This window comes from Ensifer sp. R1-3 (assembly GCF_056739175.1).
This window is the reverse complement of sequence record NZ_CP096517.1, coordinates 243526-265140: the sequence shown is the minus strand read 5'-3', so window position 1 is coordinate 265140 and position 21615 is coordinate 243526. Positions and strand designations below refer to the sequence as shown.

Below are 21615 nucleotides of genomic sequence, written 5' to 3'. Positions count from 1 at the left end.
AATCGCTCTTGCCTTAAAGGCCAATCTGGTGTGACTTGGGTTGAAAGATAATGATATCATTTGGAGAATGCAGTGGCATCAGACCAACCCCTATACGAGCAGATCAAGAGCGCGATCGATCGCCGTATCGAGACGGAGGAATGGCCGCCCAACTTTCAAGTCCCCTCGGAACAGGACCTTGCCAGCGAATTCGGCGCATCCCGCCTCACCGTGCGGCGGGCCCTGCGCGAGTTGCAAACCGACGGCGTGCTGCTGCGCGTTCAGGGACGCGGTACCTTTGTCATAGGTCCGCGGATGCAATGCGCCGTTTTCAACCTGGCCGACATATCGGAAGAGATAGCGTCTTCCGGGGCCGCCCACAGCTGCCGTGTCCTGCAGCACTCCATCCTGGGCAAAGACGGCCTCGGTCGAAACATGCTCCAGCTCGGCGCCGAGGACACCATCTTCCATACGCGCCTTCTGCATCTGGAGGATGGAAGTCCGATTCAACTCGAGGATCGCTATGTGAATGCCGCAGAAGCACCCGCCTACATCGAGCAAGATTTCTCAAAGATGAGTCCGCACAGTTGGTTGCTCCGGGAGACCACCGTCACGACTGTCGACAACACGATCCGTGCCATCCGTGTAGACGAGGAAATCCGCCAGCACCTCCGCATCGACGCGAGTCAGCCCTGCCTGTTGCTGGACCGATCGACCTGGCGCGACGGTATCCCCGTCACGCGCAGCCGCTTCATCTACCCCGGCGACCGCTACCGCATGCGCTCCAGTCATGAGGCGCGCACCAACCGCATCGTCACCATCCCCGCCACAGCCGGCACAGGCCGCTAACGCCCGCCAGAAGGAGCCCTTCATGAGAGACTTCGTCCGCAAACTACAGGAACGCGGTGACCTTTTGGTCGTCCAGCGGGAAGTCGATCCCGCGCACGAATTGGCTGCCGTCACCCATCTCGCTCAAAAGAAATGGGCGAAGCCCGTGATGTTCACCAATGTGAAAGGCACGCGCTTTCCCGTGGTCACCAATGTCTACAGCACTCGCGAGCGGCTGGGTGAGGTGATCGGCATCGACGCCGGGGATTTCTGCCGGCAGTGGAGCAGACTTTCCTCGCTCGGCTCGGCCGAAATGCGGGAGCCGCTCGTTCCGGCGAACCAGCCCCCTGGATACGACGAGGTCAAGCTCTCCGACCTTCCGCTGATCACCTACTCTGATCGCGACGGCGCGCCTTACTTCACGTCCGCCATGTTCATCGCCAGGGATCCCGAGACCGGCGTGGGCAACCTCTCCTACCACCGCTCGATGTTCATCAGCGACAACGAGCTGCGCTGCCGCCTTGCACCTCGCCACCACCTGACGATCTACCACGAGAAGGCCGAGAGAATGGGCAAGCCTCTCGAGGCCGCCATGCTGATCGGTCCGCCGGCCCACGCCTTCCTTACCGCCGCCGCCCCCCTTGCCTATGACGTCGACGAGTTGGAGGTTGCCGCCCGACTCCGCGGCAAGCCAATTGAGATGCGCCGCTGCAACCACATCGACCTAGAGGTACCCGCCGAGACCGAGGTGGTGATCGAGGGCCGCTTCATGCCCAACGAACGCCGCCCCGAAGGTCCGTTCGGCGAGTTCATGGGCTACTACGTCCCTGTCGGCCCCAATGCCGTCTTCGAAGTGCTGGGCGTCACCGTTCGCAAGGATGCCATCTTCCATTCGATCCTCTGCGGCTCGCCCGAGGAGGTGTTGACCCTCGAGCTTTCCGTCTCGGCCAACATCTACCAGCGGCTGAGTGCCGCGCTTCCGGGCATCGTGAACGTGACCTGTCAGCCCTTCGTCAACCATGCAGTCGTTCAAATCGAGCCCCAGTTCGAGGGCCACGCGCGTCAGGTCATGCTGGCGACGATCGGCGCCGAGCCAATCTGGGCCAAGCAGATTACGGTCGTCGACACCGACGTCGACATCTACAGCATGGACGACGTGCAATGGGCAATCTTGACCCGTTGCCGCCCGGACAAGGATACCATGATCATTCCCGAGACGCCTTCTTTCTACCGGGACGAAGCAAAGGATCACTGGGGGCGCTTGCTTGTCGATGCCACGAAACCCTGGGGTCGTGAGGAGGAATTCGAGCGCAAGCGCTTGCGCATGGTCAACGACATCCGCCTTTCCGACTGGTTTGCGGGCGCCTGAACATGAGCAGTCGGCGGTTGATTGTCGGAATCACAGGTGCCTCCGGCGCGGCCTACGGGATCCGTGCCCTTGAGCTCGCGCGGGCAGCGGGGGTGGGAACACATCTCGTCGTCAGCCGCTCGGCTCTTCTCACGCTGAATCAGGAGCTCGGCCTTCAAAAGGCCGATCTCGCGGGCCAAGCCGATATGATCTATCCGGTAGCCGATATTGGCGCCGCCATCGCCAGCGGATCATTCCCCACCATCGGGATGCTGATCGCCCCCTGTTCGGTGCGGACAATGTCGGAAATCGCCACAGGCGTGACCTCCACTTTGATGAGCCGCGCCGCCGACGTGGTGCTGAAGGAGCGCCGGCGACTCGTGCTCATGCTGCGCGAGACACCGTTGCATCTGGGGCATATCGAGACTATGGGCGCCCTCACCCGAATGGGAGCCATCATCATGCCCCCGGTCCCTGCCCTCTACGCAAAGCCGCAGAGCCTCGATGAAATGATCACGCATTCCACCGCCCGCGCCCTCGACCTCTTTGGCATCGATACCGGAGCCGTCAAACGCTGGAGCGGCCTCAAAGACGCCCTGGCAGAGGAAGCGACATGAGCAACAGCCGTACGACAGTTCATGGCACGATCGTCGGCGTGATCGTGCTCGACACAGGCTTTCGCCGTCTGCCCGGTGACATCGCCCATGCCGCAACCTGGCCGTTCCCGGTCCAGTTTCGTATCGTGCGCGGTGTGCGCCCCAGGGACGTGATCGAGGGCAACCCTCGACATTCGCTCGACGCGTTCCGTGCAGCGATCGATGATCTGGTCGCGCTGGGTTGTACCGCGATCACGACCAGCTGCGGATTCCTCGCCGCCCTTCAGGGCGAATTGACGCTTCACTCTCCCGTGCCCTTTCTTTCCTCGGCGCTGCTGCAGATCCCGATGATCGAGCACATATTGCCTGCCGGAAAGAAGCCGGGGCTGATCCTGTCGGATCCGCATTCGATCACGGAGCGTCACCTCCACGCCGTCGGGGCTGCGCCGGGCCTGCCAATGGCGGCGCTGCCGGTAGACGGGCCGCTGCTGCGCAACATGCGCGAACAGGCGACGGAAGTTGATGCCGCCGCCCAGGAAGCCGACGTGATGGCAACAGTCGCAGAGCTAATGGCGCATCACTCGGAAGTGGGGGCGCTGGTCTTTGAATGCGCCAACCTGCCCCCCTACTCGGCAGCTGTGTCGCGGCGGTTCGGGCTCCCGGTCTTTGATATCGTCACATTGGTACGCTGGATGCAGCTATCGCTGGCTCCGCCGGATTATTTCAAATGAGCGACCGCTGCGATTTGCTCGTCATCGGCGGTGGCCTGATCGGCTCGGCGATTGCCTGGGGAGCGGCGCGGAAAGGTGCACGGGTTACGCTTCTTGACGAAGGCGACATCGCCTATCGTGCCTCACGTGCGAACTTCGGGCTGGTCTGGTTGCAAGGCAAGGGGCTGGGGCATCCGGATTACATGCATTGGTCGATCCGCGCCGGGCAGCTTTGGCCGGAGCTTTCGACTCTCCTCCTGAAGGAGACGGGCATCGATATAGGCTGGCGCGGCGGCGGTGGCTTGCACTTCTGTCTTTCCGAATCGGAGATGGCGGCGCGTCGCGCTCTTATCGCGCGCTCGTCTGCCGAAGGCGCCGCGATCCGCATACAGCTTCTCGATCGCGACGCGCTGCACGAGATCGTACCGGATATAGGACCCGAAGTTCGCGGTGCCTCGCTCTCCGATCTGGACGGCGAGGCAAATCCGCTCCTGACCCTCAATGCACTTCAGCTTGCTTTTCAGCAGAACGGCGGCCGGCTGGTCGTACAATTCGCCGCCCGAAACATCCGCTCCGAGCCGGCGCGCGGTTTCGTGGTGAGCGATGCGAACGGCGACGAAATCTCCGGCAGGCGCGTGGTCCTTGCGGCGGGTCTCGGAAACAACGAACTAGCGCGTCAGGTCGGCCTGAAGCTGGGCCTCACCCCTGAACGCGGCCAGATCGTCGTCACCGACCGGATCGCTCCATTTCTTCGCTACCCGAGCAATGCGATCCGCCAGACCCGGGAAGGCACCGTGCTCCTCGGCAGCTCACACGAGGATGCAGGATTTTCCACCGGAACGGACGTCGAAACCATCGCACGCCTTTGTCGTATCGGCACACGGGTATTCCCGGCTTTGCGGGTAGCACGGCTGATCAGGGCCTGGGGCGCATTGCGCATCATGAGCCCGGACGGTTTACCTATCTACGAAGAGGCGCCCGAAATGCCCGGCGCCTACGTCGTCACTTGCCACAGCGGGGTCACTCTCGCCAGCCTGCATGCACTCGAGCTTGGCCCGGCGTTAGCCGAAGGGCATCTTGGCCCGGCCCCACGATCCATGAGGAGCACGCGCTTTGCCCTTTAAACGCCTTGACCCGGTCGCCCGATCCGACGCCGGCAGCTTCCTGTTCGAAGACCGGCCCATTGCCTTTCGCCCGGGAGAGACGCTTGCCGGTGCTCTGCTTGCGGCGGGTGTCACGCATTTTCGCGAAACGCCCGTATCGGGCAGTCAACGCGGCCCGTGGTGCCTCATGGGCGTTTGCTTTGAATGTCTGGTTCGGGTCGATGGCCGGGACAATCATCGTGCCTGCATGACAACCGCCGAGGCAGGCATGATCGTCGAGCGTCAGATCGGCCCGCGACGCGACGCTGCGGGGTACGCAGAATGAGCCTCTGGGATGCCATTGTCATCGGCGCAGGTCCGGCGGGAATCGGTGCTTCGAGTCTACTGGCCAAGAACGGGGCAAAGGTTCTCGTGATAGACGAGGCTCCCGGGCCCGGCGGCCAGATCTGGCGCGGGGTCGAGGACGTTTCTGACGCCCGTGCGCGGATACTTGGATCCGATTATCTGGCGGGCCGCGATGAAGTCCGGCGGCTGCGTGCCAGCGGCGCCGAGCTTTCCTTCGAAACCCAGGCATGGCGGGTCGAGCCCGAGGGCACCGTCTGGCTCAAGGATTCCCATGGTATCCGTCGCGAACGCGGCCGCCGGCTCCTGATTGCCACGGGCGCAATGGAGCGACCATGTCCCCTCGACGGTTGGACGCTGCCGGGTGTGACCACCGTCGGCGGCCTGCAGATTCTTCTCAAGCGAGAGGGAATGCTGCCCGGAGGTCCGCTCGTCCTGATCGGGACGGGCCCGCTGTTCTACCTGTTTGCGGCGCAATGTCTTGCGGCCGGCATGCGAGACCTCTCTCTCATCGACACCGCCGCGGCCGGCGCGATTGTCTCCGCCCTCAGACATGTTCCGGCTGCACTCACCGGAAAAGGACCTTCATATCTGATCAAGGGGCTGAAGCTGCTTTGGATGCTCCGACGGGCGGGCGTCGACATTTATAATCATTCGGGCGATCTTCGCATCAAGTCGGCCGCGGACGGACTTGAGGTCCACTTTCGAATGCGGGAGGTTGAGCATCGTCTATCCGCAAGTCACGTCGGACTCCATGAAGGAGTAATCCCGGAAACGCATCTTCCGCGCGCATTGGGGTGTAGGATGCACTGGTCGGAGGCTGGGGGCGCCTTCCACCCGCATCGTGACATCCATCTTCAAAGTTCGGTTGCAGGCGTCTATATTGCCGGCGATGCCGGCGGAATCGGGGGCGCCACCGTCGCCTTGCTTGAAGGTCGGCTCGCCGCCATGGGAATTCTCGCGAGCCTGGGCCGGCCAATTGACGAGTTGCTCCTGACGGCGACGCGTCGCGACCGAGCGGCCCATCTTGCAGCACGGCCGCTCCTTGACCACCTCTATCATCCGTCTCCCGCGATATTGACGCCCGCGGACGGGGTCCTGGCGTGCCGGTGCGAGGAAGTGACCTGCGGTGAAATCCGTGCAGCACTGCGTGCCGGCTGCGCCGGGCCCAACCAGGTAAAGGCCTTTTTGCGCTGCGGGATGGGTCCGTGCCAAGGGCGAATGTGCGGTATGACGTTGACGAGTTTGGCGGCGTCGACCCACGATATTTCGATGGATTATGCAGGTTTCCTAACAATTCGTCCGCCGCTCCGTCCGATATCCCTCGGAGAAGTCGCGGATCTTGTCGAACCGTGACGGACGGAAGGACAGCGTGTCACCGGCTATCATACTCTCTTAACTTCTGCTGGGCGCGGCAGAGGAGGATCTCCGGACTAGATCATCTGTGTCACTTGATTTTCTTGAGCGACTTAGACACAGCCGGTCCACGCGTGGTCGCGATGCGGCTCTGCCGCGCCTCGTGTGAGCTGCGCAGCCGGTACCGATCGCCAGGATAGATAAAGCGGCTGCGTGTCACCGGAACACCTTCACGCCAGGTCGATCGATCCAGCAACAGACATGGTTGGCTGCTGTCGATCTGCAAAAGCCGGCATGCTTCTTCGTCCGGCCTGATTGCGCGAATCGTGTTGTCCACCGAAGTAACGGTCGTCTCACGAAGCAAAAACGCATGTGGTGTGATTTTCGTGAAATCCTGCTCCAAGAACGACGGAGCCTCTGTTGCATTCACATAGCGGTCTTCGAGCTGGATCGGCGTACCGTCCTCCAAATGCAGCAATCGCACATGAAAAACGACCCCATCGGGCCCCAAAACCAGCATATTCGACTCCGAGCTGTCCCGTGGAATTACGCCAAGGTTTATCAACTTGCTAGTATGGGCGCCGCCACTGAGCGCTATCTCCTCGGCCATGTCGGAAATATTGAAGACGGCACATTGCATACGCCGGCCAACGACGAATGTTCCGCGCCCTTGTATGCGTATGAGCACGCCCTCGGCTTGCAGTTCACGCAGTGCACGCCTCACGGTAAGGGGCGACGCGCCAAACTCCTCCGCGAGTTCAACCTCCGCCGGAACTTGAAACTCAGCGGGCCATTCCTCCGCTTCAACACGGCGGTCGATGGTCTCCTTGATCTTTTCATAAAGGTGCGGATCGGACTCAGGCATATTCGGCCTTGATAATGATATTGTTTGAGGGGTATCACGCTTTGTGTGTATCTGTCCACGTACCCTCCGCAAGCAAGATACTGATCACACGTTGTTCGAGACGCGGTTCCCAATGCTTAAACCGGCGATTTCGTTCTGATATTATTTTCTGCTGGCTCACCGCTTCAGGTTCGGTACTAGCGTCGCAAAAGCGACCGTACGGCGTCGACGATCAAACTTGCTTGGGGCAACTCTCCCGTTAAGTTGTTGTCCGCAGCGAAGTGGCTGAGCACCATATGCGCAACGGCAGCGATCCGCGCCGGCTTATCGACGTGATTCTCGGTTCGCGCTAGAGCGATTATTGCTTGTTCCAATACAGAGACCTCCAGCTTCTCGGCTTCTAGTTCGAGCGCCTTTATCCTTTCTCGAAAGGCTACCACGGGTTCATGGTTTTCCTTCCAGGGGTTGGCCTTTAGCTGCACCCTCACCGCGCGCAGGGGACGTACGACCTCGGCGCGCCATTTCCAGCAGGCGTTGTCAAGCGCCCGGATCGTATCGGCGTCAATGCGGTAACCCCACCCCGCCCCATGGAGCAAAGCAAGAAACAGCGGTACATCGAGCTCAAACCGGTCCTGCAGCTCCAGGCAAGCCTGAGCGACTCCCGGCATTGCATAAAGCTCCAACATGAAGGTCCACAAGTCGGGAACAGTAGAAGTGCGAAGTGTCAAAGTTTACCTCCTTGCGCCTCGGCATCACGTCAGGTCACTGCCGCACCCAGAACGGATCGATCTTTTCAGTTCTTACTTGCGAAGGCTTACAACCTATACGAAACTCACAGCATTGTACGAAGACGTGTGCGGTTTTCCACCCGCAGCACGCTCTGTTCGGGCGATCCGAGTTCAATATCGCCTTGATTTCGCGCCACCGCTGCCGACGACAGAAGAGGCCTTTCGAAATCGACGTCTCACCGTATAAACTCCAAGCAGGATTTTTGTGCCTAAGTTCGGCCCAAGGTCCTGCAAGCCGGCCCTGCGTTGAATCTAGAGCCCCCGGAATGACTGATCCAGCAGCTTCGAAGGCAGTGGACGAAAGCCGTGTCAATCACTTGAGTGGAATCGAACCCTCGGCCCCTAGCCAGTCTTAAGCTTGTGCGGCCGATGCGGTCGCTAAGACGGCCGATTCAGGCGTAGATTTCTTCACCAAATGGTGCTATTTGTAACACTAAAGCTAGGAACCGACGATGCGATCGACTATCAACCTCGACGACACTCTCATGGAAAGGGCTAAGTCCCTAACCGGCACAAAAGAAACCGCCGCTCTGGTCCGCCAGGCATTGGAGACGCTTGTTCGTGTGGAGTCAGGAAAACGCCTCATCGCGCTCGGGGGAACTATGCCGGATGCGGAAGCAGCTCCACGCCGCCGGAGCGCAGCTGCCAAGTGATTCTTGCCGACACTTCAATCTGGATTGATCATTTCCGGCATACCGATGCCGAGCTGCGTAGGATTATTGAGGACGATCGTCTCCTCTGCCATCCGGCCGTGATCGGAGAGCTTGCACTTGGCAGCCTTCGGGAACGCAGTAGCGTGATAGCATTCCTGATGGCTCAGCGCGAAGCACTCGTCGCAACGCACCAGGAGGTCATGATGATGATCGATCGCCACGCCATTTTTAGCATGGGGATTGGCTACACGGATGCCCATTTGCTGGCCTCGGTTCTCCTCGATCAGCGAATGGCTTTGTGGACGAGAGACAAGCGTTTGCAGGCAGCGGCCGAAAAGGCGGGGGCGTCGCTGCACACCCCCGCCCATACGCGGAACTGAACACTAAATAAAAGGCCATGGCCGTTGCTCTTGCTGGTCAACCGGTCGAGCCACACGGCGCAAAATTCCGGTTGATACATTATGCGATCTTCGGTAACGGGCTTTGCGTCAATCGATCAGCTCAACGGAAAGACCTGCTTTCACCCACCCGGCATGGAGCCACTGCGACAAGGAGCCGGCCTCCAGGCCAATTCGCTCCATCGTCCCGCGTGCTCGCCGAACCAGGCGATCAACGCATCGGGTTCGCTGAGGATCTTTGCTCCCCGCACAATGCGGCCATCCACATCCACCACACACACACTCGAGTATTCCAGTGATACGTCGATGCCGGCATGCTCCTTCATGATCGTCTCTCCGTGCTGCTATGGAGCAGGCCACTCCCGCGACACCATCATTGTGAGGGACGACCACCGCCCCTCGAACCGGCGGGCCGGTCCGCCCGTTTACACCATCTTCTTAGCACAGGCCGTGAACATTCTCGTAACAAGCCGTGGCACGACGGCTCCTTCGACCCGTTACTGCCGTTCGCCCCACCCCAGGAGGTCTACGAGAACCGGCGAGTCTTTTCGTGGCGGGGTTTGTCGGTTCTCCGGCGATGAATTTTCTTGAAGGAAAAACTATCCGGCGATGGTGCATTCCAAATTGGTAACGTCAGTGTTGATGTATCCGCCTGCAAGATTGATCAATCTGCGACGGGACCGGCTACTCTCGGCGCAAGATCCGAAGACGTGTCCATCGTGGAGCCCGGATCGCTCAACAGCATCAAAGGGACGCTATCTGTGACGGAACTCCTGGGCTCAGATGCGCTTGGCTGGTTCACTTGGGGGGGACGCGTCAGAGTCCGTCTCAGCATCGAAGCTGCCAGAGCCTTACCTAGGGACGTCGGGCTCCGAGTTGATATCGCAAAGGCTTCGTTCATTTTTAAGGAGAACGGAAGGCGCTTGTAAGCTTCGTGCTCAGCGACCGCGTCCAGGTCCCCGGTCTTAAGGCTCTGTTCCGCAGCAGCACCGGCGCTTCCGTGCATCAGTATTTACTCCGCCTCCGCGTCGAATATGCCCGATGACCACGGCTTCCTCAAAGTTCCATTGCTCGTCCATTTTGATCTTCTCAGCCTTCCTTCGAGCGCAGATAGGTGATGGCGATCTCACGCAGCCGGTCTCTACTAAACCTCGTTCCATGCCCCCCGTGAACGACGTCGACGTCAAGCTCTGACAGGCGCTTCATGGTGGCTTTGTAGGCTTCGATGTCGCATCCCGGCAAATCATCCACGAGGCCACCCTCGTATATGGCGTCCCCGCTGAAGAACTCCCCTGTCCTATGGTCGAGCAGTCCGATGGAACCGGGAGAATGGCCGGGAAGATGCAGGACCGTGTAACAGGCGTCGCCGATGTCGATGACGTCGTTCTCCGCCAGGATCCTGGTGAGCGGTGCCGGCGAAATTCTGTAGGCTTCCGGCGTCATGCCCGTGGGAGCTGCTGCGGTCAAAGCGTCCGGCTGCTTGCGAAAATAGCCGGCGAGCGTGTCCGCATCCGGCATGCGTGCGAAGGCCTCGGCTTCGGCCGCGTGGCCCAGCCGGGGCTCGAATTCATGCAACGAGCCGACGTGATCGACGTGAACGTGAGTCGCCACCGCAAGCACAGGCTTGCCTGAGCGAATGTCCAACGCGCTTCTGAGATCGCCGAGGCCCATGCCGAAATCGATGACGAGGTCGGCATCCCTGCCGACGACATGGAACATGTTGGCCCGGAAGAATTTATGGACATGCGGCTCGCAGATCCGGGTAACCCGACCCGAGATCACGACCTTTGAAAACCAGTTCGTGTTGGTCAAGATGGCCTCGCTCAATGCAGCAGCTTGCCGAGGAAGCGCTTCGTGCGCTCGTGCGTCGGGGCGGAAAACAGCATGTCGGGCTTGTTGCGCTCGATGATCTGGCCTCCGTCCATGAAGACCACTTCGCTGGCGACCTCACGCGCGAAATTCATCTCATGGGTGACGCAGACCATCGTCATGCCATCGGCGGCGAGCGAGATCATCGTGTCCAGCACCTCCTTGACCATTTCGGGATCGAGCGCCGAGGTCGGCTCGTCGAACAGCATGATGCTGGGGTTCATGCAGAGGGCGCGCGCGATGGCGACGCGCTGCTGCTGGCCGCCGGAAAGCTGGCCGGGATATTTGTCGGCCTTTTCCGGAATGTGCACGCGTTCGAGATATGTCATGGCGATCTCGACCGCCTGCTTCTTCGGCAGCTTGCGCACCCAGCGCTGGGCGACCGTGCAGTTCTCCAGAACCGTCAGGTGCGGGAACAGGTTGAAGTGCTGGAAGACCATGCCCACGTCGCTTCTAACGCGGTCGATGCGCTTGAGCTGACTGGTGAGTTCGATGCCGTTGACGACGATTGAGCCTTCCTGGTGCACTTCCAGACGGTTCATGCAGCGGATCAGCGTCGATTTGCCGGAACCGGACGGGCCGCAGATGACGATGCGCTCGCCCTTGTGCACCGTAAGGTCGATGCCCTTGAGGACCTGGAAGGCGCCGTACCATTTGCTGACGCCGGCAACCTGAATTGCGGTTTGCGTGTTCATATCCGACCCATGGGTTTGCGGCGATCAGCGATAGCCGCGCGAAAGCACATGTTCGATGCGGTTCTGGGCGAGCGTCAGCACCGAGACGATGACGAGGTAGTAGACGAGTGCTGCGCCATACCATTCGAGGAAGCGGAAGCTGGTGGCGATCGCAAACTGCGAGACGGTCATCAGTTCCTTGAGCGAGATTACAGTCGCAAGCGACGTGGTCTTCAACAGCGAGATGAACTCGTTCATCAGCGCGGGGACCGCGATCCTGAGCGCCTGCGGCATGGTGATGACCAGGAAGATCTGCCAGCGATGCATGCCGAGCGCCGCTGCACCCTCCCGCTGCCCATGTCCCACGGCGGCAAAGGCACTGCGCAGGATTTCTGCCAGATAGGCGATCTGAATCAGGGACAGCGCCAGGAAGGCCGCGAAGAACGGCGTGAACCAGCCGGCGCGAAAGATTTCGGAGATCTGCGGCAGGCCGTTCCAGACGAACAGCAGCACCAGCAATGCTGGTGCGCCGCGAAACAGCCAGACATAGAGCGTCGCCAGCCATCGGGCGGAGCGGCGCGGTGAGCCTGCCATGGAGCCAAGCGCCATGCCGAGCACGAGGGACACGGCCATGACGCAAAGGGAGAGGCCGATCGTCAGCAGTGCCCCTTTGAAAAGGGGGGCACTGAAGATAGCCTGCAGGAAGAGGTCGAGCTGGAACAACGTAGACCGCCTATCGTCAGTTCACGTCGTGGGAAACGTCGGTCGAGGTTTCCGGCAGGTTCCACTTCTTGAGAAACGCCTTCATCTCGCCGCTCGCCTGCAAGGCCTCGATCGCTTCCTTCAGCATCTGCCGGTCGCCCTCGCTTTTGCGCAGGTAGATGCCGTAGTTCTCGCTTTCCTCGTAGGTATAGGGAATGGCCAGCCGGCCCGGCACCTGCAGCATGCGATAGGCAGCGGTCGTATCCTGCGTGATCGTGGCGGTCGCGCGACCGACCAGGATCTGCTCGATGACGCCGGACGCCGACGGATAGGTCTGCGCCTGAATCGGCGCCTTGCCGGCTGCTTCCAGTTCGGCATTGAGATCGGCGACCGTCTGTTCGTAGGTCGTGCCGGCTTCGATCGCCATGATCTTGCCGCTGACATCGGCCGGGACTTTCGTCTCCGTGTCGCTCGCCGCGGTGACCAGCACGACGTGAGAGCCGAAATACGGTATGCCGTCGTACTTTTCGACGCGAGCCGGCGTGATCATGATGCCGCTCGCGACGAGGTCGCAGCGCTTGGAATCGAGCGACGGAAGCAGGCCCTTGAAGTCGCCGACGACATACTCGGCCTTCGCACCCCACCGCTTGGCGATCGCGTCCATGACGTCGATTTCGAAACCGACGAGATCCTTGTCGCCCGGATTTTCATAATATTCCATCGGCGGAAATTCACCGCTGGTGCAGATCTTCAAAACGCCGCCCGATACGAAATCGGGCTTCTGGTCAGCGGAAAGAGCCGTGCTGGCGCTGAGCAGAGCGGCAAGCATGGTGCCTGCCAGAAGAGACGTTTTCGTTCCCATTGTTGATTTCGTCATGATCGTGTTCCCTTGTTTTTGGTTTCTTCTATTGACGTTTTGTGAAGTCTTATGCGAGCGACTTTCGCAAACAAGCTAAATGTTTTCCTCGGAATGTGGCAGGAAAACTAAACTGTTGATCAGCCTACGGCGTTGAGAATCTGGCCGTATGTCTCGGTGTCGAATGCAGGGAGGATGAGTGGCTCGACATGTCCGTCCCGGCGCGCCGTGAGCACGTATTGCATCATCGCTTCATTGCTCGGCATTTCAAAAACCTGCATGAAATCATAGGTCCCAAGCAGGGCGTAGAAGGCGATCGATCGCCCGCCGAGTGCCGCGACGCGGTCTTCGCTGACCTTCCGGCGCTTCGCGCTATCGGTCAGTTCGGCGAGCCCCTTCTGCGTCAGGCGCATCAGCGAAACGTATTTCTGGATCTCACTCATGCCTTGGAATTTCCCAGCTTCTTCAGGCCTTCAAGCACCGCTGCGGTATCGGTCAGCGCGCCGAAAATGCCGTTTTCAACGGTGACCATGTGGAGGGCAGCCTCATGGGCATATTGATCGCCGCTGGCGCAGGCATCCGAGATCGTCAGGCACTGGAAATTCCGGTCGCAGGCTTCACGCAGCGTCGTGTGAACGCAGACATCCGTGGTGCAGCCGGAAAACAAGAGATGCGTGATGCCCTGCGCGCGCAAGACATGCTCGAAATCGGTATAGGTAAAGGCACTGTTGCAGGTCTTGTCGACAATGACGTCCTGCGGGCGCACATCGAGTTCGGGAACGATCTGGAAACCGGGACTCGACCGCAGCAATGCCGTCGTTCCCTCAAGGCCCGACCGCTGCCGCCGCCATTTTTCATAGGGGGTCATATCCGCGAGGTCTTCGCGGTAACCCTGTCGCGTGTGGATGATCAGGATGCCCGCCGCGCGGCACGCAGCGATGAGCTGGTTTACCGCGGGAAGGATCGCGCGCAGCGGTGCGGGATCATATCCCTGCTTGGCGAAGTAACCCGTGGTGGAAAGGAAATCCTCCTGAAGGTCGATGACGATAAGCGCCGTTTTGCGCGCATCGAGATTGCCGTCATAGGGATAGTCGAATGGTTTTGCCGAGATCATGAACAAGCTCCTCTTTGTCGATGAGATAGCACCCCTGACAGTTTGAAAAAATCAATTTAAAATCACCGATATCGTTCTATAATGCTAAACGATCAGTCGGATATCCAGATGAGCCGCCTCCTACCCTACCTGCAGTATCTGCCCGCTTTCGAAGCGACGGCGCGCCTTGGCGGCGTGCGGCAGGCGGCGGAGGAATTGAACCTCAGTCCGAGTGCGATTTCGTTGCAACTCAAGAAGCTGAGCGATGCGACGGGCATCATCCTGTTCCGGAAGTCGGGCCGAAATGTCGCTCTCACCCAGGCGGGCAGGGATTTTTCGCAGACCGTCGCCATATCCTTGGGGCAGCTCGACACGGCGACACGGGCATCGCGAAAACTAACCTCCGGCGATCAGCCCGCATCGCTGTCGGTTTCCGTGCCGACCGCGCTCGGGATTGCCTGGCTGACGGCGACCATCGTCGATTTCGCGCAGTCGCACGGCATTTCCAACCTCACCATCAACGAGGCGATCACCGCCGCGGAGGTGGATTGGGCGGATAACGATCTGGCGATCGTCTACGACAATCCGCCGTTCACCGGAAAATACTGGCGCTCGCTCAGCGAGGTTCGGCTCTGTGCAGTGTGCTCGCCGACCTTGTTTCCGCGGCTCGACCTGCGCAATCGCGACAAAAAGCTGAGTTCCGTCGCGCTGCTGCATGAAGACGACGGTGGAGAATGGGCAAAATGGTCCGTCGCAGCGCGGATCGCCCTTGAGGGCAACACCCGTGTCCGGGTGAACTCGGTCGCGCAGGCGATCGCCTCCGCCGTTCAGGGCCGTGGCGTGGCGCTGGTCTCGGATGTGCTCACGCGAAACTATCTGAGCGAGGGACGGCTCATCCAGCCGTTTTCCACCACGATCAATGCGGCCCGGGAATATTACATCGTCTGCCCGGTCGACCGCGCAAACGACCCCGTGCTGCGCGCCCTGGCCGACCGTGTGGTCGAGCAGCTACGGCCGGGGCGTGACCAGAATGCCTGATCCGTTGAATGTCAACTGAGGGAAGAGACCGATGGCGCTGCCACCCCTTCATGCATTTCGTGTCTTCGAAAGCGTCGCGCGGCTCGGCAATGTCAGCGCGGCGGCGGCGGAGCTGCATGTGACGCCCGGCGCCGTCAGCCAGCAGATCCGCGCGCTCCAGGTGACGCTCGGCGTCGACCTCTTTCAAAAACGCGGCCGGCAACTGGCTTTGACACCAAGCGGAAGCCAGCTCCAGCGCTCGGTGGCAAGCGCCATGAAGGCCATCCACACCGGCGTGCGTCAGCTGTCGGCGCATAAATTTGGTGGCGCGCCAAAGCAGGCGCTCACCATCTCCATCCCGCAGGTGCACGGCGTTGCCTGGCTTGCCACCCGGCTTTTCACCTTCATGGCGGAAAGCCCGAATTTTCAGCTGAAGGTTCTCACCTCCAGCCATTTTCACGGCGTCGACTGGCGCAAGACGGATGTCGCGATCATCTACGGCATGCCGCCATGGCCGGGTTTCTGGTGGCGCTTGCTGCATGGCATCCACATGACGCCGGTTTGCAGTCCGCAACTCCTGCGCGGGCCGAACGCCATCCGCCAGCCCTCGGACCTTGCCTATCATCGGTTGCTGCATGAGGACGATGGCTCGCAGTGGCGACGTTGGCAGGCTGAAGCCGGCATTCCCTATGCGGGCGAATCCGACGTGCATTTCGACGACTTCGGCATCGTGCTCCAGGCCGCCCGAGATGGCTTTGGCGTGGCACTCAGCGATGAAGTCGTGTCCGCGCGCGATCTCGACGAAGGCCGGCTGGTGCAGCCGCTGCGCCTGAGCGTGCCGGCCCTCCACAACTACTATTGCATCTGCCCCGACGCAAAACGAGAGGCCGCCGAGGTCAGCTCCTTCATCAACTGGCTCATCGAAGAAGCGGCGTCTCCACCAGCACCACAGGCTGAACCCTACAATATACTTGGCTAAGCTGGTGAAGGGATCGGAACTCCTTCACCTGGGCCTGAAGCGCCCGGTATTCGGAAGCCGGAACGACCTCCTCTTCGGCGGCAGTCGCCGTTAGTGCCCCTTGGGACGCCAGCTTGCGCCAGGCGAACAACTGGTTCGGCTGGATGCCGTGCCGACGCGCGACGATGCTCACCGTCGCGTCCGCCTCATAGGTCTCGTGGATGATGGCCAGCTTCTCTGCCGTGCTCCAGCGCCGCCGACGTTCCGGCCCGGAGAGGACTTCCATCTTAAAATTGCTGCTAGTCATATTACCAACATTACTCCTACCCACTTAGTTACGTGGGGAGCATGTCCGGGCCTTTCGGGGGCTAATTCACTGAATATGGATTGACGAATGGCCGTGTATTTGCGACGTGGCTTCGATCGCTCAACTACATGCGGAACGTATGCGCGCATCACAGTCGGCTCTGGAACCGCAACATTGTTGATCAGCCTAAGCTGCCCCCAAAAGAGCAAGTCGCCTTTGTCGCCGATTTCGAAGGAAATGAGCGCTTACGTGCCCGACCATATTTGCTTTTTTGCATAGCCCAGCAGCTAATGAGTGTAATTAATCCTTCGTCCACATGGTGGGACCGTGTCAACAAATTGCTTGCGGATGAATTTCCTGATGTAAGCCACATCGGCATCACGCTCGACAGCCTTGGTGTGGATGCAAATTGGAAGGACCGCAAATGGGCAAAGGCAATAAAAAACCCCTGAGCAGCTTCCGTGCAAAGCACGATAAGCCGACAGGGGCCGTGTTGACGACATAATTAGCACGGTCGCGTGACGTGTCAAGAAGCCAACCTAGGGCGGTGCCTCCATTAGCGGTTCCAAGCGATACATTATGCGATCTTTTGAGCACAGAACGCAAACATCTCCCACTGTGTGCGGCTCCCTCGATCCAAACCTCCATCATTCACCGTTTTCCGGTCAACTCCCAAGTGCCGGGCCTAAAGATGGCCCACTCGAAATCATCAGGTGGAAGCGACGGACGGATTACACCAAGCCAGCAAACCAAGGCCTCATTGGATCGATATTCAACGATACAATACAGTACCACCATCGATTGTGAGGCGGTTATCTTGGCGAGAGAGTTCACGCCGTCCAAAAGGCGAGATCAGCTGGCACGTGGCAAGCGAGCATTCGTCGCTGCGGACGAAGAGGCTATTGCGGAGCCTCTCCTGGCGATTGCCTGTTCCGCGCGTTTCGCTGGAGGATAGCCGGTCGTCAGAACTACGAATAGTTGACCGGTAGCCAGTCGCAATTGGTGCTGTCTTTACGCACATGTCCGATGCCCGGAAAGGCGATGTGTGCGCCTGCCACCAGATATTTGCCTGCCACCGCCTGTCGGAACGCAATGTTGCGCGCATCAACGGCGGCCTTCTGGTCAATATCGAATTCGATTGCGATGCCGGGTTCATCGAATTGCAGGATATCGCCATGCGTGATGTCGCCCCAGAATACGATCTTCTGGCCTTCGCTTTCCAACGTGATGGCGCTGTGAGCCGGTGTATGTCCGGCATAAAGAATGGAACCAAGGCCGGGAATGGGCGCTGCGCTATCCGCGAAGGTTTCGAATTTTCCGGCTTTGACGTAAGGCGTTACGCACTGGTCCGCCTCGCGAAAATGCTGCTTGACGATACCGGTCGCTGCCCTGGCGTTCTCCGGGCTTAGCCAGAATTTGGCCTCCCGCTCATTGACCCGCAATGTGGCGTTCGGAAAGGTACGCTTGCCATTGCTCATCAACCCGCCGGAATGATCGGTGTGAATATGGGTGAGGATGACATCATCGATGTCATCCACCTTGTAACCGGAAGCCTCGATGTTGGCCACGAGTTTGCCGAGCGATGGCCCGAGATAGGCACCGGTGCCCGCATCGATCAGTATCAGCCTATCGCCGTTGTTGACCAGGAAGGCGTTGACGGAGGTTGGTACGAGCTCCGGCAGAAAGGCATCCTTCAACACGTTCTGGGCATATTGTTGGCTGGTATTGGTGTACAGCTTGGCCAGCGGCAGGGCGACCGTGCCGTCCGACAGGGCCGTGACCTCTACGGAGCCGATTTTCAGCCGGTAGAAACCGGGCGCCTGAACAGCGGCATAAGGTGCCTTGGCGAAGGCGGGCGACGGTGCGACGAAGGGTGCAGCGATGATGCCGGACAGAACGCCTTTGAGAATGGAACGACGCGATGGCATGGGTTTGCTCCTTGAAAGATGGTTCGGAACGGCTTGCAAGTTCCTGCTCATCAGCTAAGGATGCCTCGGTCAGCAATCAAATCGATATCGATCATGCAAGTCATCGATCATTTCAATCTTCGTTCCTTCGACCTCAATCTTCTCGTTGCCTTCGATGCGATGATGGAAGAAATGAGCGTGACACGTGCTGCGCAGCGCTTGAAAATCCAACAACCTGCCATGAGCCACAATATATCCACGCTGCGCACACTGTTTCAGGATGAGCTTTTCATCCGTGTAGGGCAGGTGATGAAGCCCACCGCACGGGCGCTCAATTTGTCCGGCCCGGTGCGGCAGGCTCTGCGACAGGCGCAGGCGGCCGTGTTGATGGCAGACGCATTCGATCCGGCCACCGAACGGCGCACGTTCCGGCTGGGGCTTTCCAGCGAGGTGGAACTGCTACTGCTTCCCGATCTGACGGCTCGGCTGCGCGATATCGCGCCGGGCATCCGTATTCTGGCCCGCGGTGGTGATGCCCAGGAGGTTGACGCGATGCTGGAGGCAGGCGTCGTCGATCTGTCCGTGGGGTGCAGCTATCTGCCCGATTCACGGCACCATTGCGAGCCTCTGTATCAGTCCAGCGTTTTGTGCTGTTTCAATCCGCAATTGCTGAAGGTTTCGAATCCGGTAGGCCTCGATACCTATATGACCGCACAACACGCGGTGATCTCACAGACAGACAGCCTGCATGGCTGCGTCAAGGATGCGCTGAAACACGCGGGCGCAGAACTGGAGGTGGTGGCGGCAGCACCCGATTTCATGTCGATATTGGCCACGGCACGCTCATCTGCCGTGATTGCCACCGTATCATCGCGCATTGCACTTCGTTACGGACCGCTGCTGGGACTTGAGGTGAGCCCGGTGCCACTGGAGCTTTCTTTTCCACCCGTGGCAATGGTTTGGCCGCTTCAGACGGACAGCGATCTTGGCTGCGCATGGTTGCGGCAGCAGATCCGTGAGGCGATGCTGAGGACGAACGGGAGTAACGTCGCGCATATTGCGGCGTGACGGGCGGTGGAGATCAGCGTGTGTGTGAAGGCCTCGCCTTGAGTGGATTCGAACCGCAGCCCCACAATCTTTCAAGGCCCCACGGCTGCGGAAATGTTGCATTCAATGATTATCCGGCTCCTGCATCCCCTGCGGAATGTCGCGTTTGGCATGAAGCACACGCCAGACGTCGACATGATTTGGCTGGTCACGATAAAAGATTAGATAGGGATATCGCTTCAGCGAAACGCTCCGCAGATCAGGCAACCCCAACTCGTATGCATACCGCAATGATCCGGCCTCCGGGTGGCTTGCGATCAGATCATAAGCATCTTCAAGTGCGTCGATGAAGCCGAGAGCGACTTCGGACCCAGCTTCGCGAGCATAGTAATCGACGGCTGCCTCGACATCACTGCGAGCAAGCTCTCGGGGAACAATCGATTTATTCACTTGCTGTGCCGACCACGTGCTCGATCGCGAAGGCTGCTGAAGTAATGCCCATCGACCGGTTCGGACCGTGCGGACGATGCTCCGTCAAGCAAAAGCCGGCGCAGAACAAGACGGTCCTGATCTCGACGGATCAGTTCGCGGATATACTCGCTGCTCGTCCCGTAGCCCCGCCCCGCAACCTGCTCATCGACGAAGCTCTTCAAGTGGTCCGGTAGAGAAATGTTCATCGTGCCCATACGAGAGACCATAACGGCAATGGCAAAAATTGGCAAGATTGCATCGCGTTCCCATTTAACTCCCGCCGCACGGAAGACGGGAAGCCATTGCACGTTCCCGTCGATACATTATGCGATCTGTTGAGCACAGAACGGGAACATGCGCGGCAAGTAAAAGATTTACCAAGTATTCCAGTCCAGTATGCATAATCCACACATGACAACCTTGAGGCGCCGAGCTAGACCAGGGCAAGATGGCGCTTGGACGTGTTCGACGGGGTTCACCGGCAGCCGTTGGTGTTTGCGAGAAGCAACGCGACGCGAAGGTACACCGAAGCTCGAGACGTATCCCATCTGTTGCACTTCCATGACGCGCTCCCGCGCGAACATCCAGTCTGGCCTGACCAGTAACCTGAGCAGGCGCCGAATTCAGTCACATTAAGGGAACCGTTTGCCAAACCGCGCGTTCACGGGAACCTTATTCTCGGGGGACAGGCATTGGAATCAGTCACCATATTGCTCGCAGAAGACGAGACTCTCCTGCTATTGGACTTCGAAGACGCGCTTAAAGAGGCCGGGTTCATGGTTCTGGCGGTGACGAGCGGCAAGAAGGCAGTCGAGCACTTGAAAGCCGCAGAGTCCTCCATTGCTGGAATAGTCACGGACATCCGCTTCGCTGAATCCCCGAGCGGTTGGGACGTCGCCCGCATTGCAAGGGAGATCGACCCTGAGATGCCGGTCGTCTACATCAGCGGAGACAGTGCTCCCGATTGGGCCTCTCAAGGCGTTCCTAAAAGTATCATGATCGAAAAGCCTTTTGTCATGTCACAAATGATCGTAGCAATTGCGCAGTTGCTAAATGACAGGAGGGCAGGAGCCGCAGCTTTGGAATAACTTGGGGGCTAACCTTCACGAGGAGGCTTTTCGCCTCTGTCCTGTGACAGGATCCGCGACCCGCATGCACGGCGTGTGGACTGCCGATTTCGACTCGGCTTCCGGTCGCCCCGCATTCTGCCTCGGCCGCTTCACCGACGCTCCTACCGCAAATTTGGTTGCCGCCCAAGAAACGGACGAATGGCATATCGTCATCGAGGCCCTCGTTCAGTGGCCTGGCAGCTGTACCGCCTCAGCACGGTAGACGTTCGACCTTGCCATTGCTACAGAGCGATCCCGACAAGAATCTTATGCCTCATCATCGCCGTTGCCCCCGCTACTCTGCGACAGAACCTGTACGAGTCGGTCGCAGTCTGCATTTTGACCTGCAAGCAGGCTTGCCGGGTCAATGATTCCTACGCTGACCCCGAGGGCATTCGCAGCTGCCCATCCCCAATCTTCCTGGGCGCGTTGGAGAAGCCTTGGAGCTTCGGCAGCGACGCAGGCGCGTCCTGCCTGGACAATCTCGGTTGACGGGACACCTCGAAGACGCTCGGATATTTCCGCCTGCAGCGGACCGACGACAAGGATGGCAAACAGATAGCTGATGAATTCCGACACTGCATTCTCCGGGCTGGTTTCGGGAGAGATATGGGGATCGCTGCAGAATAAAACCATAGATCGGCGCCGCGCGACCTAAAC

General features: G+C 59.6%; 27 protein-coding genes and 1 pseudogene. 14 read left to right on the top strand and 14 right to left on the bottom strand.

Annotation, left to right across the window (positions count from 1 at the left end):
- Nucleotides 1-72: 72 nt before the first annotated feature.
- The 7 genes from hutC (M1D43_RS26265) to M1D43_RS26235 are packed head-to-tail and all read left to right on the top strand — an operon-like array spanning nucleotide 73 to nucleotide 6262.
- The gene (gene hutC, locus M1D43_RS26265; protein WP_014528253.1) at nucleotides 73-828 is read left to right on the top strand and encodes a histidine utilization transcriptional repressor HutC; all 756 of its coding nucleotides are present in this window, start codon (nucleotides 73-75) and stop codon (nucleotides 826-828) included.
- Between the two features lie 22 nt (nucleotides 829-850).
- Entirely contained in the window at nucleotides 851-2176 is a 1326-nt protein-coding gene (locus M1D43_RS26260) for a UbiD family decarboxylase (RefSeq protein ID WP_017276048.1), read from the top strand.
- A gap of 2 nt (nucleotides 2177-2178) precedes the next feature.
- Nucleotides 2179-2772 carry a UbiX family flavin prenyltransferase gene (locus M1D43_RS26255; protein WP_014528251.1) on the top strand — a complete coding sequence of 198 codons (594 nt, stop codon included), beginning with the start codon at nucleotides 2179-2181 and terminating at the stop codon, nucleotides 2770-2772.
- On the top strand, nucleotides 2769-3482 hold the full coding sequence (locus M1D43_RS26250) for an aspartate/glutamate racemase family protein (RefSeq protein WP_014528250.1): 714 nt from the start codon (nucleotides 2769-2771) through the stop codon (nucleotides 3480-3482). The genes M1D43_RS26255 and M1D43_RS26250 overlap by 4 nt, the downstream gene beginning before the upstream one ends.
- Nucleotides 3479-4585 (top strand): NAD(P)/FAD-dependent oxidoreductase, encoded by a 1107-nt coding sequence (locus M1D43_RS26245; RefSeq protein WP_017276049.1) that lies wholly within the window; start codon nucleotides 3479-3481, stop codon nucleotides 4583-4585. Before M1D43_RS26250 ends, M1D43_RS26245 begins: the two co-directional genes overlap by 4 nt.
- Nucleotides 4575-4889, top strand: a complete 315-nt coding sequence (locus M1D43_RS26240; protein WP_017276050.1) for a (2Fe-2S)-binding protein — start codon at nucleotides 4575-4577, stop codon at nucleotides 4887-4889. Before M1D43_RS26245 ends, M1D43_RS26240 begins: the two co-directional genes overlap by 11 nt.
- Nucleotides 4886-6262 (top strand): FAD/NAD(P)-dependent oxidoreductase, encoded by a 1377-nt coding sequence (locus M1D43_RS26235; protein WP_153444257.1) that lies wholly within the window; start codon nucleotides 4886-4888, stop codon nucleotides 6260-6262. Before M1D43_RS26240 ends, M1D43_RS26235 begins: the two co-directional genes overlap by 4 nt.
- A 91-nt stretch (nucleotides 6263-6353) precedes the next feature.
- Here the strand turns inward: M1D43_RS26235 and hutC (M1D43_RS26230) are convergent, their stop codons facing one another.
- A complete protein-coding gene (hutC, locus tag M1D43_RS26230) occupies nucleotides 6354-7127 on the bottom strand; it encodes a histidine utilization transcriptional repressor HutC (protein WP_017276052.1) in 774 nt (257 codons plus the stop codon).
- A 176-nt stretch (nucleotides 7128-7303) separates the two neighbouring features.
- Nucleotides 7304-7792: a TIGR02444 family protein gene (locus tag M1D43_RS26225; protein ID WP_026030016.1), complete on the bottom strand. Its 489-nt coding sequence runs from the start codon at nucleotides 7790-7792 to the stop codon at nucleotides 7304-7306.
- A 554-nt stretch (nucleotides 7793-8346) separates the two neighbouring features.
- Here M1D43_RS26225 and M1D43_RS26220 point away from each other — a divergent pair.
- The gene (locus M1D43_RS26220) at nucleotides 8347-8547 is read left to right on the top strand and encodes a type II toxin-antitoxin system VapB family antitoxin (protein ID WP_013851145.1); all 201 of its coding nucleotides are present in this window, start codon (nucleotides 8347-8349) and stop codon (nucleotides 8545-8547) included.
- Entirely contained in the window at nucleotides 8544-8927 is a 384-nt protein-coding gene (locus M1D43_RS26215; RefSeq protein WP_010968151.1) for a type II toxin-antitoxin system VapC family toxin, read from the top strand. Before M1D43_RS26220 ends, M1D43_RS26215 begins: the two co-directional genes overlap by 4 nt.
- Nucleotides 8928-9067: 140 nt before the next feature.
- On the opposite strand, the gene M1D43_RS26210 is transcribed toward M1D43_RS26215, so the two are convergent.
- The 7 genes from M1D43_RS26210 to M1D43_RS26180 all read right to left on the bottom strand — a co-directional run bounded on the left by M1D43_RS26210 (nucleotide 9068) and on the right by M1D43_RS26180 (nucleotide 14160).
- Nucleotides 9068-9271, bottom strand: a complete 204-nt coding sequence (locus M1D43_RS26210) for a hypothetical protein (protein ID WP_026030017.1) — start codon at nucleotides 9269-9271, stop codon at nucleotides 9068-9070.
- A 763-nt stretch (nucleotides 9272-10034) separates the two neighbouring features.
- The gene (locus tag M1D43_RS26205) at nucleotides 10035-10760 is read right to left on the bottom strand and encodes an MBL fold metallo-hydrolase (RefSeq protein ID WP_412549036.1); all 726 of its coding nucleotides are present in this window, start codon (nucleotides 10758-10760) and stop codon (nucleotides 10035-10037) included.
- Between the two features lie 8 nt (nucleotides 10761-10768).
- Entirely contained in the window at nucleotides 10769-11509 is a 741-nt protein-coding gene (locus tag M1D43_RS26200) for an amino acid ABC transporter ATP-binding protein (protein WP_017276056.1), read from the bottom strand.
- Between the two features lie 24 nt (nucleotides 11510-11533).
- Nucleotides 11534-12211, bottom strand: a complete 678-nt coding sequence (locus M1D43_RS26195; RefSeq protein ID WP_026030019.1) for an amino acid ABC transporter permease — start codon at nucleotides 12209-12211, stop codon at nucleotides 11534-11536.
- A 16-nt stretch (nucleotides 12212-12227) separates the two neighbouring features.
- The gene (locus M1D43_RS26190) at nucleotides 12228-13067 is read right to left on the bottom strand and encodes a transporter substrate-binding domain-containing protein (RefSeq protein WP_234835554.1); all 840 of its coding nucleotides are present in this window, start codon (nucleotides 13065-13067) and stop codon (nucleotides 12228-12230) included.
- 119 nt (nucleotides 13068-13186) lie between these two features.
- Nucleotides 13187-13489: a GYD domain-containing protein gene (locus M1D43_RS26185; protein ID WP_017276057.1), complete on the bottom strand. Its 303-nt coding sequence runs from the start codon at nucleotides 13487-13489 to the stop codon at nucleotides 13187-13189.
- Entirely contained in the window at nucleotides 13486-14160 is a 675-nt protein-coding gene (locus tag M1D43_RS26180) for a cysteine hydrolase family protein (RefSeq protein ID WP_017276058.1), read from the bottom strand. The genes M1D43_RS26185 and M1D43_RS26180 overlap by 4 nt, the downstream gene beginning before the upstream one ends.
- Before the next feature lie 108 nt (nucleotides 14161-14268).
- Here M1D43_RS26180 and M1D43_RS26175 point away from each other — a divergent pair, with 108 nt between their 5' ends.
- Nucleotides 14269-15177, top strand: coding sequence for a LysR substrate-binding domain-containing protein (locus M1D43_RS26175; protein ID WP_164782777.1), 909 nt, complete (start codon nucleotides 14269-14271; stop codon nucleotides 15175-15177).
- 31 nt (nucleotides 15178-15208) lie between these two features.
- Nucleotides 15209-16135, top strand: a complete 927-nt coding sequence (locus tag M1D43_RS26170; protein WP_127643308.1) for a LysR substrate-binding domain-containing protein — start codon at nucleotides 15209-15211, stop codon at nucleotides 16133-16135.
- A 7-nt stretch (nucleotides 16136-16142) separates the two neighbouring features.
- On the opposite strand, the pseudogene M1D43_RS26165 reads toward M1D43_RS26170, so the two are convergent.
- Nucleotides 16143-16421, bottom strand: a pseudogene (locus M1D43_RS26165) (transposase); the annotation flags it as partial.
- Nucleotides 16422-16501: 80 nt separating this feature from the next.
- Between M1D43_RS26165 and M1D43_RS26160 the strand changes: the two are divergent.
- Nucleotides 16502-16873 (top strand): Abi family protein, encoded by a 372-nt coding sequence (locus M1D43_RS26160; RefSeq protein WP_080590509.1) that lies wholly within the window; start codon nucleotides 16502-16504, stop codon nucleotides 16871-16873.
- A 516-nt stretch (nucleotides 16874-17389) separates the two neighbouring features.
- On the opposite strand, the gene M1D43_RS26155 is transcribed toward M1D43_RS26160, so the two are convergent.
- On the bottom strand, nucleotides 17390-18349 hold the full coding sequence (locus tag M1D43_RS26155; protein ID WP_498814680.1) for an MBL fold metallo-hydrolase: 960 nt from the start codon (nucleotides 18347-18349) through the stop codon (nucleotides 17390-17392).
- Between the two features lie 93 nt (nucleotides 18350-18442).
- Here M1D43_RS26155 and M1D43_RS26150 point away from each other — a divergent pair, with 93 nt between their 5' ends.
- Nucleotides 18443-19396: a LysR family transcriptional regulator gene (locus M1D43_RS26150; RefSeq protein ID WP_020479824.1), complete on the top strand. Its 954-nt coding sequence runs from the start codon at nucleotides 18443-18445 to the stop codon at nucleotides 19394-19396.
- A 102-nt stretch (nucleotides 19397-19498) separates the two neighbouring features.
- On the opposite strand, the gene M1D43_RS26145 is transcribed toward M1D43_RS26150, so the two are convergent.
- Nucleotides 19499-19825, bottom strand: a complete 327-nt coding sequence (locus M1D43_RS26145) for a type II toxin-antitoxin system RelE/ParE family toxin (RefSeq protein WP_017275963.1) — start codon at nucleotides 19823-19825, stop codon at nucleotides 19499-19501.
- On the bottom strand, nucleotides 19822-20097 hold the full coding sequence (locus M1D43_RS26140; RefSeq protein ID WP_020479825.1) for a type II toxin-antitoxin system ParD family antitoxin: 276 nt from the start codon (nucleotides 20095-20097) through the stop codon (nucleotides 19822-19824). The genes M1D43_RS26145 and M1D43_RS26140 overlap by 4 nt, the downstream gene beginning before the upstream one ends.
- A 441-nt stretch (nucleotides 20098-20538) precedes the next feature.
- Between M1D43_RS26140 and M1D43_RS26135 the strand changes: the two genes are divergently transcribed.
- A complete protein-coding gene (locus M1D43_RS26135) occupies nucleotides 20539-20934 on the top strand; it encodes a response regulator (RefSeq protein ID WP_127638002.1) in 396 nt (131 codons plus the stop codon).
- A gap of 288 nt (nucleotides 20935-21222) precedes the next feature.
- On the opposite strand, the gene M1D43_RS26130 is transcribed toward M1D43_RS26135, so the two are convergent.
- On the bottom strand, nucleotides 21223-21534 hold the full coding sequence (locus tag M1D43_RS26130; protein WP_017275966.1) for a hypothetical protein: 312 nt from the start codon (nucleotides 21532-21534) through the stop codon (nucleotides 21223-21225).
- Nucleotides 21535-21615: the final 81 nt, after the last annotated feature.

Excerpts from the sequence above, each read along its gene's own strand:
- M1D43_RS26260 (WP_017276048.1), top strand. The coding sequence starts at position 851 with ATGAGAGACTTCGTCCGCAAACTACAGGAACGCGGTGACCTTTTGGTC.
- M1D43_RS26255 (WP_014528251.1), top strand. The coding sequence starts at position 2,179 with ATGAGCAGTCGGCGGTTGATTGTCGGAATCACAGGTGCCTCCGGCGCG.
- M1D43_RS26250 (WP_014528250.1), top strand. The coding sequence starts at position 2,769 with ATGAGCAACAGCCGTACGACAGTTCATGGCACGATCGTCGGCGTGATC.
- M1D43_RS26245 (WP_017276049.1), top strand. The coding sequence starts at position 3,479 with ATGAGCGACCGCTGCGATTTGCTCGTCATCGGCGGTGGCCTGATCGGC.
- M1D43_RS26235 (WP_153444257.1), top strand. The coding sequence starts at position 4,886 with ATGAGCCTCTGGGATGCCATTGTCATCGGCGCAGGTCCGGCGGGAATC.
- hutC (WP_017276052.1), bottom strand. The coding sequence starts at position 7,127 with ATGCCTGAGTCCGATCCGCACCTTTATGAAAAGATCAAGGAGACCATC.
- M1D43_RS26225 (WP_026030016.1), bottom strand. The coding sequence starts at position 7,792 with ATGTTGGAGCTTTATGCAATGCCGGGAGTCGCTCAGGCTTGCCTGGAG.
- M1D43_RS26220 (WP_013851145.1), top strand. The coding sequence starts at position 8,347 with ATGCGATCGACTATCAACCTCGACGACACTCTCATGGAAAGGGCTAAG.
- M1D43_RS26210 (WP_026030017.1), bottom strand. The coding sequence starts at position 9,271 with ATGAAGGAGCATGCCGGCATCGACGTATCACTGGAATACTCGAGTGTG.
- M1D43_RS26200 (WP_017276056.1), bottom strand. The coding sequence starts at position 11,509 with ATGAACACGCAAACCGCAATTCAGGTTGCCGGCGTCAGCAAATGGTAC.
- M1D43_RS26190 (WP_234835554.1), bottom strand. The coding sequence starts at position 13,067 with ATGACGAAATCAACAATGGGAACGAAAACGTCTCTTCTGGCAGGCACC.
- M1D43_RS26185 (WP_017276057.1), bottom strand. The coding sequence starts at position 13,489 with ATGAGTGAGATCCAGAAATACGTTTCGCTGATGCGCCTGACGCAGAAG.
- M1D43_RS26180 (WP_017276058.1), bottom strand. The coding sequence starts at position 14,160 with ATGATCTCGGCAAAACCATTCGACTATCCCTATGACGGCAATCTCGAT.
- M1D43_RS26175 (WP_164782777.1), top strand. The coding sequence starts at position 14,269 with ATGAGCCGCCTCCTACCCTACCTGCAGTATCTGCCCGCTTTCGAAGCG.
- M1D43_RS26170 (WP_127643308.1), top strand. The coding sequence starts at position 15,209 with ATGGCGCTGCCACCCCTTCATGCATTTCGTGTCTTCGAAAGCGTCGCG.
- M1D43_RS26155 (WP_498814680.1), bottom strand. The coding sequence starts at position 18,349 with ATGCCATCGCGTCGTTCCATTCTCAAAGGCGTTCTGTCCGGCATCATC.
- M1D43_RS26150 (WP_020479824.1), top strand. The coding sequence starts at position 18,443 with ATGCAAGTCATCGATCATTTCAATCTTCGTTCCTTCGACCTCAATCTT.